Annotated in this window: 9 protein-coding genes; 7 read left to right on the top strand and 2 right to left on the bottom strand. The window is 41.0% G+C overall.

Annotated elements, in window-relative coordinates:
- The 6 genes from G4P69_RS20490 to G4P69_RS20515 all read left to right on the top strand — a co-directional run.
- On the top strand, positions 1-1,694 hold a 1,694-nt coding region (locus G4P69_RS20490; protein ID WP_243903003.1), incomplete at its 5' end, for a phosphopantetheine-binding protein.
- Between the two features lie 207 nt (positions 1,695-1,901).
- Positions 1,902-2,570: a carboxypeptidase-like regulatory domain-containing protein gene (locus G4P69_RS39345; protein ID WP_243902132.1), complete on the top strand. Its 669-nt coding sequence runs from the start codon at positions 1,902-1,904 to the stop codon at positions 2,568-2,570.
- Positions 2,571-2,689: 119 nt separating this feature from the next.
- Complete coding sequence (locus tag G4P69_RS20500; protein ID WP_208339158.1) at positions 2,690-4,432, top strand: SDR family NAD(P)-dependent oxidoreductase; 1,743 nt, start codon at positions 2,690-2,692, stop codon at positions 4,430-4,432.
- 208 nt (positions 4,433-4,640) lie between these two features.
- Positions 4,641-9,356 (top strand): PfaB family protein, encoded by a 4,716-nt coding sequence (locus G4P69_RS20505; protein WP_208339159.1) that lies wholly within the window; start codon positions 4,641-4,643, stop codon positions 9,354-9,356.
- Positions 9,357-9,577: 221 nt separating this feature from the next.
- The gene (locus G4P69_RS20510) at positions 9,578-11,251 is read left to right on the top strand and encodes a PfaD family polyunsaturated fatty acid/polyketide biosynthesis protein (RefSeq protein ID WP_310834086.1); all 1,674 of its coding nucleotides are present in this window, start codon (positions 9,578-9,580) and stop codon (positions 11,249-11,251) included.
- Positions 11,251-12,750 carry a thioester reductase domain-containing protein gene (locus tag G4P69_RS20515; protein WP_208339160.1) on the top strand — a complete coding sequence of 500 codons (1,500 nt, stop codon included), beginning with the start codon at positions 11,251-11,253 and terminating at the stop codon, positions 12,748-12,750. The genes G4P69_RS20510 and G4P69_RS20515 overlap by 1 nt, the downstream gene beginning before the upstream one ends.
- Positions 12,751-13,021: 271 nt before the next feature.
- Here G4P69_RS20515 and hetI read toward each other — a convergent pair whose 3' ends face one another.
- Entirely contained in the window at positions 13,022-13,762 is a 741-nt protein-coding gene (gene hetI / locus G4P69_RS20520) for a 4'-phosphopantetheinyl transferase HetI (protein WP_208339161.1), read from the bottom strand.
- 526 nt (positions 13,763-14,288) lie between these two features.
- Here hetI and G4P69_RS20525 point away from each other — a divergent pair.
- Positions 14,289-16,112 carry a glycosyltransferase family 39 protein gene (locus tag G4P69_RS20525; RefSeq protein ID WP_310834087.1) on the top strand — a complete coding sequence of 608 codons (1,824 nt, stop codon included), beginning with the start codon at positions 14,289-14,291 and terminating at the stop codon, positions 16,110-16,112.
- A gap of 695 nt (positions 16,113-16,807) precedes the next feature.
- Here the strand turns inward: G4P69_RS20525 and G4P69_RS20530 are convergent.
- Positions 16,808-17,875, bottom strand: coding sequence for a YheT family hydrolase (locus G4P69_RS20530; protein ID WP_208339162.1), 1,068 nt, complete (start codon positions 17,873-17,875; stop codon positions 16,808-16,810).
- Between the last annotated feature and the right edge of the window lie 21 nt (positions 17,876-17,896).

Consider the following 17,896-nt stretch of genomic DNA (forward strand, 5'->3'; position numbering starts at 1 on the left):
CTCAGCCTACGGTGAACCAAAATGCGATCGCGCAAAGCGCAGGGGCAAAGGCGATCGCGCAAGTCGCCGAAGAAACGACCCAACAAGCATTTACTAGCCAGCCAATCGCAAAAACCATAGAACCAGAAACTGTTGTATCAGAGACTTTCCCTGAACCAGTTCTCGAAACTGTAGCAGTAAAAACAGAACCAGAGGTTATTGTTACTCCAGTATCGAGTGGAACTATAAATTTAGCTGACTTGGGTAAAAACTTGTTAGCTATCACAAGTGAGAAAACTGGCTACCCAGTAGAGATGCTGGATTTAGACATGGATATGGAGGCTGACTTAGGAATTGACTCCATTAAGCGGGTAGAAATTTTAGGGGCAATACAAGAAATGTACCCTGATTTACCCAAACCCAATGTCGAAGAACTTGGAGAATTACGGACTATTGGTCAAACTGTTGAGTATTTGCAATCCCAAGTTGCTAAATCCATGTCTGTAGAAAGTACTGTTTCTACACCTGAGCCACAGATAGAAAATCATACCGTCGCAGCGGATGTAGAAAGTAAAGTCATGGATTTTGTGAAAGATCTAGCGCAAGCTTCGTCGGTAGATTTCACAGATAAGCCATCTGTTGTTGCTTCTGCTTCGTTTGAACCTATCACAGATGATTCACCTGCTACCAATGACTTAACTGATTTAGGTCAGACGTTGCTAGCAATCACCAGTGAAAAAACAGGTTATCCGGTAGAAATGCTGGATTTGGACATGGATATGGAGGCTGATTTAGGGATTGACTCCATTAAGCGGGTAGAAATTTTAGGGGCGATGCAAGAAATATACCCCGATTTACCCAAACCCAATGTAGAAGAACTTGGAGAATTACGTACTATTGGTCAGATAGTACAGTATCTGCAAAAGCTAGTTGGTGGTGAAAAAAAAAAGCCTCAGCAGCCATCTTGTGACCAGCCAATACAACTAAATAATAATACTCTACGCCGCCAAGTGAAACTTAAAACCCTACCTCAACCAGATTTTCTAGATTTCACTTTACCAGAAGGTTACATCGGCTTAGTTACAGATGATGGTACTCTCACAACTTCTAAGCTAGCGAAATCGTTAATAGACAAAGGCTGGAAAGTAGTTGTTTTAAGTTTCCCTCAATCCCTGATCCCACAACAAGCACCGTTACCAGCAGGAGTTAGTCGCGTGACGCTTTGTGAACTTAGTGAAGAGCATCTACAACAACAACTGTCTGCGATCGCAACTACCTACGGTTCAATTGGTGCTTTCATCCATCTCAATCCTGTATTCGGGGTGAGCCATAACGGTAAAATTCCCTATCTCGAAGAGGAAAAACTAATTGTTAAGCATGTTTTCTTCATAGCGAAACATCTAAAACAATCCCTCAATCAAGCGGCGCGTCTTGGACGCAGTTGCTTCTGCACCGTAGTTCGTCTTGATGGAGCATTTGGGTTAGGAAGATATGTTAACTTTGGTCCCATTAGCGCTGGTTTATTCGGATTAACAAAAACTCTAAATTGGGAATGGCAACAAGTCTTCTGTCGTGCCATTGACTTGAACCCTACCATTAACGCTGACGAATCAGCGCAAAATATCGTTGCTGAACTACACGATCCTAATCGTCATCTTACAGAAGTTGCTTACGGTTCACAAGGACGAGTTACATTAATCAGCGCACTTAAGTAAAAAGAGTCAGGAGTCAGGAGCCAGGAGTCAGAATTCAGGAGTCATTATTCTCCCCCTGCTCCCTTGCTCCCCTTGCTCCCTTGCTCCTCTGCTCCCAACTTTTGACTTTTGACTTTTGAACGCCAGGTGCTTTAAGCCGGGAAACCCGTCCAACGCACTGGCTCCTTTTGACTTCCCCCACAGGGGCTGCTCCCCTCATTTGAGCCCATGCCAAAAAATCAAGGAATTAATTTTCTTGGTCGAGTTGTTGATCAACACAAACACGCTCCAATTAGTGGAGCTAAAATCTTACTTAATTTCCCTGGTGCTCCATCTGTTGTTTACTCAGATTTAGAAGGCATTTATAGATTTACAGCTAAATTTAATGGCAACAGTAGCCTTGATGGAAAATTAACCATAGAAGCTAAGGGATATGAAACTTATGAATCTTTTATTACACTACTACCTGATAAAAAAGATCTTGTTGATATTCAGCTTGTCAGCGGCAATGTAAGGAGTAGGACGGTAGAAACTAGACCAGCAGAAACTAGACCAGCAGAAACTAGATCAGCAGAAACTAGATCAGCAGAAACTAGACCAGCAGAAACTAGACCAGTAGAAAACAGAACAGTAGAAAATAGGGAAGTAAGGTCTAACGAAAGTAGTATGCTACTACCAATATTGCTGACTGTTTTAACAGCATTAGCCCTACTTGTTGTAGTAGCAACTAAACCTTCAAATCAGCGACCAAGCCCTGAAGAAACACCTCAAGAAATACCTCAAAAAATAGATAAAAAACCACGGAAATCTCGAAAAAATCGTAATTATGTATCTGATAATTTAGTTTCTCAAACAACGATTGATCAAGAAAGAGTAAAGAACAGGGAATTTCCATAATTACGAGGATATTTCAGCATCGATACATTTTTTGTACTAGGCAATTTCTGTTAATTACACACTTTATTTTCCCGTTCCCTTAACCCCCATCACCCACCCCCCATCCCCGAGGAGAATTTATGACACTAGCCAACCAGATTCGTTCTTCATCAGTTTTTCTGGTAAGCGGAGGTGCAAAAGGTATTACAGCAAAATGTATTATTCGATTAGCACAAAACTATCCCTGTAAATTTATCCTTTTAGGTCGTTCGGAACTCTTAGATAAGGAACCAGATTGGGCTCAGGATTGCTTTGAAGAACCAGCACTAAAAAAGCGCATTATGGAAAACTTGCTCTCCCTTGGAGAGAAACCCACACCTATAAGCGTACAAAAGTTGTATAACAAGATTATCTCTGATCGGGAAATCAAACAAACACTAAAAGCAATTCAACAAGCTGGTGGTGAAGCAGAATATTTAAGTGTTGATGTTACTGATGTTCAGACACTACAGCAGAAACTTGCTACTGTAATTCAAAAAACGGGAGCAATTACTGGGATTATACATGGTGCTGGTAATTTAGCTGATAAATTAATCGAAAAGAAAACAGAACAGGATTTTGAGAAGGTTTATACAGCTAAAGTTAAGGGGTTAGAAAATCTTCTGTCTTGTGTAAAACCCAGCCAGCTAGAGTATTTAGTTTTGTTTTCTTCTGTAACGGGTTTTTACGGTAATATCGGACAGTCTGATTACGCGATCGCCAACGAAATCCTCAACAAATCAGCCCATCTAGTAAAGCAACGCTATCCCTCTTGTCATGTAGTCGCAATCAATTGGGGCGGATGGGATAGTGGTATGGTAACACCAGAGTTAAAAAAAGAGTTTGCTCGCCGAGGGATTGACATTATTCCAGTAGACACTGGGACACAAATGCTCGTTAACGAACTCCACCCCACAAATCACGAAACTGCACAAGTCGTCATAGGTAGTCCACTCTGTCCACCACCAGCACCATTAGATCCTGAACTGCGAAGCTACCGCATCCGTCGCCGTCTTTCACTAGAAGCAAATCCATTTTTACAGGATCATGTGATTGCTGGTAAGGCAGTTCTACCAGCCACTTGCGCTGTATCATGGATTGTCGATGCGTGTGAACAACTTTATCCTGGTTATAGATTCTTTAGCAACACAGACTTCAAAGTCTTGAAGGGAATTAATTTCAATGAATCCGTAGCCAAGGAATATATTGTAGATTTGCAAGAAATTGGTAAAACAGATTCTCAAGAAATCCTGTTTCAAGCCAAAATCTGGAGCCAAACCCCAGAAGGGAAAATCAATTATCACTTCAGTATTGATAAGGTTCAGCTTTTGCGAGAGCTTCCCACATCTCCTACTTATGAACCTTTAAATCTCAAAGAAGATAAAATCATCACCAATACTGGTAAAGAATTTTATCAACACGGGAAATCAACACTATTCCCATTATTTCACGGTGCTTCCTTTCAAGAACTAAAAAGAGTCATCAATATCACTCCTGAAAAAATCACGACTGAATGTGTTTGGCACGAAATTACAGATGAACAACAAGGACAATTTCCCGTTGCGTGGGTAAATCCTTATTCAATTGATTTAAGTACTCACCCCTTATGGATTTGGATGCAGTATTTTCATCAAGAAATTTGTTTACCAGCAGGGATTCAAAAATACGAACAGTTCTTAGAAACCCCTTGCAATACTCCTTTTTACGTTTCTTGCGAAGTTAAGACGAAGACAGCTACTAGTGTCATTGCCGATTTCATCGTACATGACGGGCAAGGGAAAGTCTACTCGCGCCTGTTAGGAGGTAAGGGAATTATTATACCTACTCAATCCTTGAAAAGTTGATAGAGTTTTGGATTTTGAACCCCAGAAGAAATTTGTTGTATCGGGAGCATTCTAAATGCGTGAAAACCTTGATAACCCTCATCCCCTACCCCTTCTTCCAAACTTGGGAGAAGGGGAACAAGAGCCATTTCACCCCTCTCCCATATTTGGGAGAGGGGATGGGGGTGAGGGCAATACTGGGGTTGTCATTAAAATAAGGAAATAAAAAATGGAAAAAATAGCGATTATTGGATATTCATGCCTTTTTCCCGATGCTAAAAATCCTGAAGAATTTTGGCAGAATCTCATTCAACAAAAAGATTCAACAGTAACACTGAGTATCGAAGAAACAGGAATAGACCCGAATGTTTTTTACAATCCAGAAAAAGGTCAAGCAGATAAAATCTATTCCCTTAAGGGAGCGTTCATCCGTAATTTTAAGTTTGATCCCACTGGATATAACCTGCCAACAGAATTTTTAGAGAGCTTAGATAATACCTTTAAATGGTCACTTGATGTTGCTAAACAAGCTTTGCAGCACAGTGGTTATTTGGGTAAAGAAGATATTCTTTCAAAATGCGGAGTCATATTAGGGAGTCTTTCTTTACCTACTAAATTCTCTAATCAATTATTAAGCCCCATTTATCAGGAAGTTCTATCATCAGCAGTTAGAGAACTTTTGCAGTATGAAGACTTTGATTTGGCTTCTTTGAGAAGTTCTGCAAATGCTTCTACTTACAATGCTATGATATCAGGCTTGCCAGCAGCTATTATTGCCCAAGCCCTTTCTTTATCAAGTATTCATTTTTGCTTGGATGCTGCTTGTTCATCACCACAGTACGCTATGAAGCTAGCATCACACTATTTGTGGACGCATAAAGCTGATTTGATGCTGGCTGGTGGAATCAGTTGTGCAGATCCTCTGTTTATACGGATGTTATTTTCTGGTATCCAGGGGTATCCAGAAGACAATGACATTAGCCGTCCGTTCGATAAGTCATCTAGAGGATTAATTACCGCCGATGGTGTTGGGATGGTGGTACTCAAACGATACAGTGATGCTGTTCGAGATGGCGATCGCATTTACGGTACGATTTGCGGCAATGGGCTATCCAACGATGGTAAAGGAAAACACCTGCTTAGCCCTAATTCTAAAGGACAAATCCTCGCATTTGAGCGCGCTTACCAAGAAGCACAAATCACTCCTAAAGATATTGATTACATGGAGTGTCATGCTACCGGTACATTGTTGGGAGACACAACCGAATCCAGTTCTGTAGAAACCTTCTTTGGTAAACATCAAGCAACCCCATTAGTAGGTTCTGTCAAAAGCAATGTTGGTCACTTGCTCACTGCTGCAGGTTCGGTGAGTGTGATTAAAGTACTTTTGAGCATGTCTAAAGGTGTTATTCCAGCAACTATTAACGTCGCTAATCCTATAGGTGACCAAAATAGTGTTATTTCACCTCAACGAATTGTCACTAGCACTACAAACTGGTCTAGTAAAACATCTATCAAACGTGCAGCTATTAGTGCTTTTGGTTTAGGTGGAACCAACGCTCATATGATTCTGGAGGAGGGAACCACAGGACAAATCGTAGGCTCAAGCGAGCCTCTACAACCTGTAAAAATGGCAATTGTGGGTATGGATGCCTTTTTTGGAGGTTGCAATGGATTAGATGCTTTTGAACGCAGTATTTATGAGGGTAAACAGCATTTTATTTCTCTTCCCCCTAACAGATGGTATGGTATAGACAATCAAGAAGACTTACTGAAGAAGTATGGTTTAACAGACGGTAAACCGCCAGTAGGAGCATACATTCAAGAGTTTGAAATTGATACCATCTCTAGCAAAATCCCTCCTAACGAGCTTTCTAAACTGAACCCACAACAACTGTTACTTCTCAAGGTAGCAGAACGTGCTTTGAAAGATGCGGGAATTAAAGAGGGTGCAAATGTAGCAGTGCTTATCGCCGCAGAAACAGAATTTTCTGTTCACCAGCTACAACAAAGGTGGAATTTATCTTGGCAAATCGAGCAAGGTTTGAAGAGTGATGGAATTTCACTACCAGCAGAAACAACATCACAACTTGAAACCGTTGTCAAGGATGGTATTCACAATCCAGTAGAAAGCAGCGAATATGTGAGTTATATCTCCAACATCATGGCGAGCCGTATTTCTGCTTTATGGGATTTCACTGCTCCTTCTTTCACTATCACCGCTGGAGAAAATTCTACCTTTAAAGTATTGGAAATCGCTCAGCATTTACTGACAACTGGGGAAGCAGATGCAGTGTTAGTAGGTGCTATTGATTTAGCTGGTGGGGTGGAAAATGTATTATTGCGGAACCAGTTAGCTGCAGTGAATACAGGTGTTGCTACCTTGAGTTATGATCAAAAGGCGAATGGCTGGATAGTTGGTGAAGGTGCAGGAGCAGTAGTTCTCAAGCGTCATGAAACTGCCAAGAAAGAGAGCGATCGCATTTACTCGGTTATTGATGCAATCAGTTTTGCTCAAGACAATCAAAAATCTGAGAACCTGCAAAATCGCCTAACAACACCCGACGCAAACGCTATTAACTCTGTATGTCAACAAGCTTTGCAAACGGCGGGTATTCAAGGGACAGACGTTGAATATCTAGAAGTATTTGGTAGTGGAGTTAAGAGTGAAGACGAAGCAGAAATTCAAGGTTTACTCCAAGCTTACCCGGGAGATAGAAATAATCTAAGCTGTGCGATTGGGAGTGTAAAAGCTAATATTGGTCACACTTATGTAGCGTCGGGAATCGCTAGCTTGATAAAAACCGCGCTGTGTCTTTACTACAGGTATATTCCAGCAACTCCTAAATGGTCTGGGGTTAAAAACACAGAACAATGGCAAGATAGTCCTTTCTATGTTGCTACAGAATCGCGACCTTGGTTTTTAGCGAAAGATGCGAATAAGAGAGTCGCTGCAGTTAATAGTATGGGAATAGATGGCAGTTATGCCCATTTAATTGTATCAGAAGAACCAGACCAACAACAGCGCAATAGTCGGTATTTGGAGCAGATGCCTTTTTATCTGTTCCCACTTGCTGCTAGCGATCGCGCTGAGTTATTAGAGCAACTGAGCGCACTGCAAACGACTATTGAAAATTCTACATCTTTAGGTGTTGCAGCAAAGCAGACTTTTACCACCTACAAACAGCGTTCTGATGCTAATTATGCCTTAGCGATTCTTGGAAGGAACAAAAACGAATTAACGAAAGAAGTTGAAGCTGCACGTAAAGGGGTAAATAATGCCTTTGAGCGTTCTGAAGATTGGCAAACACCTCTAGGTAGTTATTTTACAGCTAAACCACTTGGTAAAAAGGGAGAAGTTGCTTACGTCTATCCGGCTGCTGTCAATTCTTATATTGGCATTGCAAGGAATCTTTTTCGTTTATTTCCCAAAATCCATGATGATATAGCGATCAAAAGTCTTCCCAGCTTGGTTGCTGATATTTCTAAGCTTATTTTCCCTAGAAGCTTGAATAAATTATCAACTAGGCAACTAGAAAGCCTTGAAAAACAGCTACTAGATGATTCTTTAGCAATTTTTGACACTGACATGATATTCACCAGATTCATCACTGCGATTATGCGTGATGATTTCCAAGTCAAGCCAAAATTTGTTTTTGGCTATAGCTTAGGTGAAACTAGCATGATGTCTGCTGCTGGGGTATGGACTCATTTTAGCCAAGGAATTGAAGCCTTACACGCATCTCCTCTGTTTGTTGACAGGTTATCTGCTGATAAAAACGCTGTACGTGAGTATTGGGGATTGCCATCAGTACAAGAATTCCCGGACAATAATTTTTGGAGTAACTATGTCATTTTGGCAACTCCTTCTCAAGTTCTGGAATATCTCAAGCATGAGAATCGCGTTTATCTAACTCAGATTAATACACCAGAAGAAGTTGTTATTGCTGGTGATCCTACCGCTTGTGAGAGAGTTATTAAAAAGCTAGGTTGTAATTTCTTCCGCGCACCGTTCGATCATGTGATCCATTGCGATGCGATGCGCTCAGAGTATGGGGAAATTGCTAGAGTTAACACTCTACCGGCTAATGATAAAATCTCGGATATTGTTATTTACTCTGCATCTGAGTATGCGCCGATTAAACTGGAGAGTCAGGCGATCGCTCACAGTATAGCTAAATGTTTGTGCGAACAACTTGATTTTCCACGATTGGTTAACCGAGTCTACGAAGATGGAGCCAGAATATTTATCGAAGCTGGTGCTGGCGGTGTTTGTTCTCGATGGATTGATAAAAACCTTGAAGGTAAAGAACATATCACCGTAACTCTCAACAGAAGAGGTGTAGATGACCATGCTTCTATCATCAAAGCACTAGCAAAACTTCTGAGCCATCGAGTTTCTTTAGATTTATCACCACTTTATACTCAGTCTCAAGAAGCCAGTCGCCAAAGTAAATTGACAACAAGAACAGTGGTTTTAGGCGGAAATTCGATTACATCCAAGATTTTGAATGAGGAAAATCTCAAACTTTTTGAGAATATCTCAAACAACCTACAACTTTATCGTTCTGCCGTTCCACTGACAGATTCTCTTCACAAAACAAGCAATGTTGCGGCTACTGATAGCAATACATCTCCACTAAATAGTCAGCAAGAGGAAGTTAACATGAAACATGCTTTCGATAACAGTTTTGAACCGAAAGAAGAATTACAATTTGATGAGTCATATGTAAATCAACACCTAGATGGTGTTACTCAGCAATATGGTTACTCAGTTACCTCACCAGAATTTATTGATTCTCATTATCAAAAACTAACTACTAACAATTCTAGAGTTACTAAAGCTCATGCAGCATTCCTAAAATCTAGGCAGGAATTTAGCCAGCAAATTAGTGAACTTATTCAATTGCAAATAATTTGCGCTCAGAATTTACTAAATCGATGAAAAAGGAGTCAGGAGTTAGTAGGTTGGGTTGTAGCTTGCTTCCCCGTAGGGGTACGGAGTGAAACCCAACTAGATCCCAAAAATGTTGGGTTTCGTTCCTCAACCCAACCTACTACTGGCTCTATGTAAATTTTGGTAAAACGACTTGAAGGCTTGCAGTTGAGCTTGAGTGCGCTAAAGCGCAACTACGAACAAACAAAATAAATGAAGGAATAGCTATCGTGATGACTGTAGATGTGGGAATCAATGAACACGATAATGGTCTTGGGTTTTATAGCAATTTCAATAACAACCAAATCTGGCAAGGCTCTTTAGAGAGAGTATCTTTTAAGCGCTCGGATATCAAGGATAAATTGCTCAATATAGATAAACCATGTTACGTCGTTAAAGTAGGAGACAAAATCGGCGTTACTCATGAAGGTTATATTGCTCCTGTAGAGAATGGTAAAGTAGGACAAGTAAAACTGCTGACAGCTATTCCACCAATCTCCACTCAAAATTTAGGAGACCCAAGCTTTCTAGACTTTCACAACGTAAAATATGCTTATAGTACTGGTGCAATGGCTGGCGGTATTGCTTCAGAAGAAATGGTCATCGCACTAGGAAAAGCGAAAATTTTAGGTTCATTTGGTGCAGGTGGTTTAAGTCCAAACCGGCTAGAAGCAGCCATTAACAACATTCAAGCACAACTAGGATCTAATCCTTACGCATTTAATTTAATTCACAGTCCCAACGAACCTGCTATTGAACGCGGTGCAGTTGATCTATACCTTAAATATGGCGTAAGAACAATAGAAGCTTCTGCGTTCTTAGACTTAACTCCTAACATTGTCTATTATCGTGCGGCTGGACTTAGTTTAAATGCAGCCAACCAAATTGAAATCAAAAACAAAGTTATTGCAAAAATTTCACGTCGAGAAGTTGCGACTAAATTCTTACAACCAGCGCCAGCAAAAATCCTTAAAGAACTTGTTGAACAAGGACTCATCAGTGAGTTACAAGCGACTCTCGCAGCAAAAGTCCCTATTGCTGATGATATTACTGTCGAGGCAGATTCGGGAGGTCATACAGACAATAGACCACTAGTTTGTCTTTTACCTTCCATTCTGGCTTTAAGAGATGAAATTCAGCAAAAATACCGCTATCCAAAACCAGTGAGAGTTGGAGTAGCAGGAGGAATTGCCACTCCACAATCAGCCTTAGCTGGTTTTATGATGGGTGCTGCTTATGTAGTTACTGGTTCAATTAATCAATCATGTGTTGAAGCTGGGAGTTGTGAACATACCAAGCAGTTATTAGCACAAGCAGAAATGGCTGATGTGATGATGGCTCCGGCTGCTGATATGTTTGAAATGGGTGTAAAACTTCAAGTACTCAAAAGAGGAACAATGTTTCCTTTACGAGCCCAAAAATTATATGAGCTATACAGAACTTATAACTCAATTGATGATATTCCTATTGCAGAAAGGGAGAAGTTAGAAAAACAAGTTCTTCGCAAAACTGTCGACCAAGTATGGGAAGAAACTGTGGCATATTTATCCCAAAGAAATCCTGAGAAATTAGGAAAAGCAAGTAATAATCCTAAAATGAAAATGGCTGCGATTTTCCGCTGGTATTTAGGATTATCTTCTCGTTGGTCGCATTCTGGCGAAAAGGGTCGAGAAGTTGATTATCAAATTTGGTGTGGTCCAGCGATGGGTAGCTTCAATGACTGGGTGCGCGGTTCCTATTTATCTGAACCAGATAATCGTCGGGTTGTTGATGTCGCTAACCACATTATGACAGGTGCAGCATTTTTATACCGCATTCAAAGTCTGAAAATCCAAGGATTACAAATCCAGGATGACTACAGTCAATATTGCCCAGTTCGATCTACGTTAGAGGTGTGTGAATAATGGCTATAAAACAGTCTCATACAGCAGAAGAAATTCAAGAATGGTTATTATCTCATCTTGCCAAAGCACTAAATATAGAACCTAGTGAGATAGATATTACAGCATCTTTAGACAGCTACGGTTTAGATTCAGCACAAGCAATGTCTCTTGTGACTCAAACAGAAAAGATGCTGGGGTTTGAAATATCGCCTACTCTACTTTGGCATTACCCAAATATTGAAGCACTTTCTCAACGTCTAGCTGAAGAATCACAAGAATTAAAATCACCTGGGCAGAAAAACGTTGCTGTTATTAAAACTACAACCCTCAATTTAGCTGCTGAAGCTGTTCTAGAATCGAGTATCCGTCCTAGCTCGAAATCTTTTGAATTTACAGCTACCTTGGATAATGTCTTTTTAACAGGAGGAACAGGCTTTTTAGGGGCTTTTATCATCAACGAATTGCTCCACGAGACTAATGCAGATATATACTGCCTAGTACGTGCTTCTCATCAAGAAGAAGGTAAGCAAAAGCTCAAACAAAACTTACAAAGATATTTTGTTTGGGAAGAAGAGTACAGTCCGAGAATTATCCCAGTTTTAGGAGACTTAAGTAAACCCCTCTTAGGCATTAGTTCTGAAGGGTTTGAAATGCTAGCAGCGAATCTGGATGCTATTTATCACAGTGCTGCTATGCTGAATTATGTTTATCCTTACTCAGCACTCAAGGCTGCTAACGTTCTAGGAACACAAGAAGTGTTGCGGATGGCGAGTCTGTATAAGGTTAAGCCTGTACATTACGTTTCTAGCGTCGCTATTTTTGAATCACCAGCTTATGCTGGCAAGGTTGTTAAGGAACAGGATAATTTCGACCATTGGGAAGGTATTTTTCTGGGATACTCTCAAACGAAATGGGTATCGGAAAAGTTAGTTAAGATTGCTAGCGATCGCGGACTTCCTGTGACTATCCATAGACCACCTTTAATCTCAGGACATAGCAAAACTGGTATTTGTAACACGGATGATTTTATCTGCTTGATGATTAAGGGCTGTCTCGCCATGGGGTGTTTTCCAGATGTGGAATACATGATGGATATGTCACCTGTGGATTATGTGAGTAAATCCATTGTTCATCTATCAAAGCAGAAAGAATCAATAGGCAAGGCTTTCCACTTACAACATCCTAACCCTGTTCCTTTCAAGAAGTTAATTGATTGGATGCGCTCTTTTGGTTTTCCACTTGAATTGATTCCTTATGATCAATGGCAAGCGCAATTAGTTAATATTGCTTCTGTGGAAAATCCTCTCTATACACTGCGACCTTTCTTACTTGAAAGATGGTCAAAAGAACAACTAACAATCCCAGATTTGTACTTGCAGTCAAGAAGACCTATCATCAGTTGTCAAGATACGTTAGACGCACTTACAGGCAGTTCTATCGTCTGTCCGCCGATAGATTCGCAATTGTTTATGACGTACTCGGCTTACTTGATTGAGAGCGGGTTTCTGAACGTTTTCTAATAGACATTTCTATAAATGATGTAGGGGCGTTCCCCTTTAAGGGTTCGGTGCAGGGTACAACGTACTCTGCGAGAAGCCAGAGGCTACGCCCTTAGCAAGGATTTCAAATAATAGCTATTTATTGGTTGGGTTGAGCCAAAGCAAAACCCAGCCATTTTTGTATGGTGCGTTAGGACGAAGTCGTAACGCACCATTTAATTTTGATAAAAACCTTTGATAACGGTGCGTTACGACTTTCCGTAAGAGCGCACCCTACCAGATTTACCAGATCTTATCCGTTATCTAATCCATTGGTATACTCCCAAAGCTTTAACTCCAAACCAATACCCTCTGCAGCAACAGCAGCAACGGTATTTTTTACAGGTACTAACTCAAATAGGCTCCATTGTTTATCTATATTGAGCTTTGCTGGTTCTGTTGGAGTCAGGAAGACCTCTATCTCCTCTAGCTGTGCAATCCCTGCTCCAGTCGCTTTTAAATAAGCTTCTTTGCAAGTCCAGTAGCGGAAAAATACCTCTTGCATTTGGTGAGAAGGAAGCGATCGCATAACTGAATATTCTGCTGGTGAAAAGTACCGTTTGGCAAGGTTGAGAACATCAGAAATTGGTCGGAGATATTCCAGATCTATCCCAACTAAGCGATCGCAACTCACTACACACAAAGCTAAACCTTGAGAATGTGTTAGATTAAACTGTAGCTTACTCTGACGCAAGTTTTCAGCTAAAATTGGTTTCCCAAGCGATTCATAGCAAAACTGCAACTGTTGCGGTTCAATACCCAAGTACCGACTTAATATAGTCCTGAGTATACCGCGACCAGCAATAAAACGATGTCGATGCTGCTCTTTATAGAAGCGCTTAGCTCGACTCAGTTCATCACTCGATAAAATTTCTGTCAAATGTTGCAGTTGTGTTTCTGGTAAGTCAAGGTTGACGCGCCAGATATGTACATCATCTTGCAACAAAGTTAAATCCGCCGCCCCAGGCAGCCACTGATGATTCACAGCAGTCATTGAGTTAGTTACACAGTAACAACAATTGCGTGGATTTTGAATGCCGGGATTTTGGAGGAGACTAGCGAGGTATCCCTCACTCGATGCCGTTTGCTTCCCCTGAAAACTACCTTCCCCTACCAAATCTCCGATGCTTTACTATTCCTACAATAAGATATTTAGGATAGGTGAGATGCTCTCAACTTCCTCATATCAGGGTATTAAGTATGGAAACCCTAATCTCAAATCTCAAATTGTTGGTTAAACAGCGTTATCGGTTTCAAAATCAAAAGTGCGTCGTCAAAATCTCTTATGCTTTTTGACTTTCCCGTAATTATACAATTTTTCAAGGGGTTATTCTCACCATCAATTTATAAAGGATTGTGAAGTTTTCCTGGGAACTGTGCCTTGTAAGAGGGCTCTCTGAGCAGAGGAGCAGAGGAGCGAATAATACTCAGTCCTCCATGCCCCAATCCCCAATCCCCAATCCCTTTTTGCCTATTTCCTCGTGCCTATTTAGATTCTTCTTACTCTCTGGGAAAGAATTGTGATATTTTTGCCAGAGTACGGGTGTGGGGAGTTGCTGGTAGAACAGCAAAAGGAATTTAAAAGCATGAGACGTGCTTTTTCTAAACGTCGTGGGCTTCATCTTCTACTGCTGTTGATTTGGACAGTAGTCGGTTTCAATTTACGCTTTACGAATCTTGCAGACAAACCACTATGGACAGATGAGTTTTCTACTATCGTGTTCAGCTTGGGTAACAGCTTTCTGTCAGTGCCATCGGATCAGATTATCACACTAAAGGAACTGCTAAGCCCTCTTGTGCCTGATCCTCAAGCAAATGTCAGGACAGTGATCAATCACTTACTCGTCGAGAGTAACCATCCCCCTTTGTATTTTATCCTTTCTCATTTCTGGCTGAATTTATTCGCGACCTCAGATGGAATAATATCAGTATTCGAGGCTAGAACTCTACCTGCGCTTTTAGGAGCCGTTTCAATTCCACTAACCTTTCTTTTAGGATGGCTAGCATTTCGCTGTCTTATAGTAGCGCAAATTGCCGCCGCGTTTATGGCCGTATCTCCTTTTGGAATTTACTTAGCACAGGAAGCGCGTCACTACACTTTAGCGATTATTTGGGTCATTGTTTCTCTCTACTGTATGTTGAGAGCAACTCAAACGATTCACAATCGCATTCCACTTCCGCTCAACATCTGTGTAACTTGGGTTGTTGCAAATGCGTTGGGGCTAGCTACCCATTACTTTTTTAGCCTAACCTTAGCAGCGGAAGCTCTGGTGGTGGGCGGTTTAGGAATTGTTCAAATTTGGCAACAGCGTGGGAGTGTGTATACTGGTACCCATTGGAAACGAATTTGGGGAGTAGCCGCAGGAACGATCGCGACGGTATTGGTTTGTTTACCTTTTTTCCTACCTACACTTTCTAACAATGAGCTAACCCAATGGATTTATCACACTAATCGCTCAGGACTAGAGTGGTTAAACCCCATCATACAAGCGATCGCGGGTTGGATTACCATGCTGTATTTGCTGCCAATCCAAGCCAAATCTCACTTAGTCGTGATTATTTCAGGTGTGGTACTCGTATTATCAGTGATTTGGACGGTTCCTAAACTCTGGTGGGGATTAAAAGTTCAACTGCGCAAGCAAGAGAGCCAGCGCTTAGCAGTCTATGTTCTTCTAAGCTTTGTAGGGGGAGCCGTTCTCCTGTTCTTTGGTATTGTCTATTTTCTTAGTATTGACTTGACCAGTGTGTTTCGCTACCATTTTGTGTACTTTCCAGCAGTCATCGTTTTAGTTGGGGCTGGACTGGCAAGTGCTTGGAAAACTCCTCAGGTAGCTACCAATGGGTTAGCTAGAGTGTTATTGAGGCTCATCAATATTAGTGATAAGAAAACTGTCATTCTCATTTGGTTACTGAGCTTACTAGGCGGATTGACTATTATTACAAACTTAGGCTACCAGAAAACTCACCGCCCAGATGTAGTTGCTAAAGCAATTCGACAGGAATCTGAGGGAACAGTTTTGATAGCGATCGCTCATCACCATCATGGGCAGACAGGTAGACTGATGGGTATTGCACTCTCATTACAGCAACACGCTTCTAATAAAGCAACACCCCTAAACCCCTTATTCTTGTTAGTTCATTCTGGTGAAGATTCCCATTCAGCAATTAACACACTCAATAAATCCCTAGATCAGTTACCCCATCCTTCTGATTTGTGGCTAGTTAATTTTCAACAAGTACCAGACGAACTGCTCAATACATTTCTCAATCAACACAATTGTATTCCTGGTAATCATCCACGATCTGTCGATGGCTACCGGTACCGACTTTATCGTTGTGAGTGAATAGAAAAGAATTGGAAACTTACAACTTGATTCATAAATAACGATAAAAATATTTTTAAGGTAAGGTAAAGAGCAACAAAAAATACCTTCGCTATCCTGCGGTAACGCGAAGCCCGAACAAATCCTCTTAATTTATTTATGGGGATTTTTTGTTGCCTATTTGCCTTGAAGACTTATGATATTAACATGATGAAGATTCTCTATTAAACATAGGGGTCTAAGGTTATGGGGGTGAAACCCCACGAATGAATTGGCTCTTTTTCAAATAAGATTACTATTCTATTAGTCAATTATTACCGCTATTTTCAATTAATAGAGTGAGGGGTGAGTGCCTATCTGTTAAAACATTTTGAACAAGAATTTATCTGATTTTCCTGTTTATCTTACTGCGAGCTGTAAATGGAATTGAGAGAACTTTTATTAGTCAGGGAGCATTACGTGAACATCGACGAAGATCGTGGTAGTGGTAGATTTACTGTTCTAAACTCTACACTTTAAATAATTGCTTGATTTGGCAATTTGGCAACATCTTGTGTTTAGGGAAAAGTATTGTGTAAATCAATGAGTCTTAAATAACAAGACGCATAGCAAAAAACAGAAATCTCTTCTCCTGGTTGGCTCCCAGGAGATCTTTTAGATACATCCAAAAATTATCTCCAGGCTGACTACCCTACCTGGGGATTTCCTTTGGAATACTAATTGAAGGATCGATGATCCAAACCTTCAATCCATTGTAAAATCCGATTCCATGCCCACCAAGGGTCAGGGTCTTTTGTTAGCTGCTGACCCAATGTGCTACTTAAATAGCCAATATGACCGCCGTGACGAGTCAGTAACAAATCTATTGTGCTGGAGTTTGCGCAGGCAGCTTGCAAATCAGGCAAAATGGCTGGATCAAACAACGGATCGTTTTCAGCATATATAATAAGGGTGGGTTTCTCTAACGTTGGCAGCAAATGTAAAGCACTACTTGCCTCGTAATACTCTTCCACAGAGTTAAAACCCAACCGATCAATCACTAACTCATGGTCAAAACTCCAGATGCTATGAATCCTTTGAATTTTCTCTGGATCGATACTTCTAGGATGAGCATCGTGAATCCGCCATGCGAGTTTTTTTAGTGCTATAGCGATCGCTTTCTCAATATACTTACCCACTGGTTGTTTGACTAAGTAAGCAAGCGATCGCTTAGAATCTAAGCTCGGACAAATTACTGCTGTACCACCGATGTCGTTGTCTTTTAATCCTAAATTATCATCACCCCTTGTTAGCTCCACAGCAGCTTTAATAGACCATAGCGCCAACTGTCCCCCAAGGGAATATCCTGTAAACCAAAATTTCCCTGGACACCCCATAGCTTTGGCAGCAGCTGCAATACGAACAAAATCTTCTCCCTCGTATAAACCATCGCTAGTTAGGGTTGGTGATAATTCTGCCGTTTTGCCATGACCTCGCCAGTCAAACAGCACCACAGCGTACCCTTGAGCGTATGCTTTGCGCCCGAATAGACTTAAATACCATTGATTAGCCAATTCACCTGTAATACCATAAGTGCCCACAACTGTTCCACGGGCGTTTTCGGGAATGGCAACCAACCCAAAAATTGGCACTCCTTGAGCACCGATAAATATTTTTTGCTGATAAGGTGGTTCTGGATGCTTTATAGTACTTTCCCAGTTACGCCTTCCCCAAAAAGTAGTATAGAGAGTCATTGCTACACCGTTTTTGAGAAACCAGGGCGCTTTGTATGAGGCGTAACACATGGTAATCTAAAAATTTAGTAC

The sequence above is a fragment of the Aetokthonos hydrillicola CCALA 1050 genome, assembly GCF_017591665.1.
GTDB classification, from domain to species: domain Bacteria; phylum Cyanobacteriota; class Cyanobacteriia; order Cyanobacteriales; family Nostocaceae; genus Aetokthonos; species Aetokthonos hydrillicola.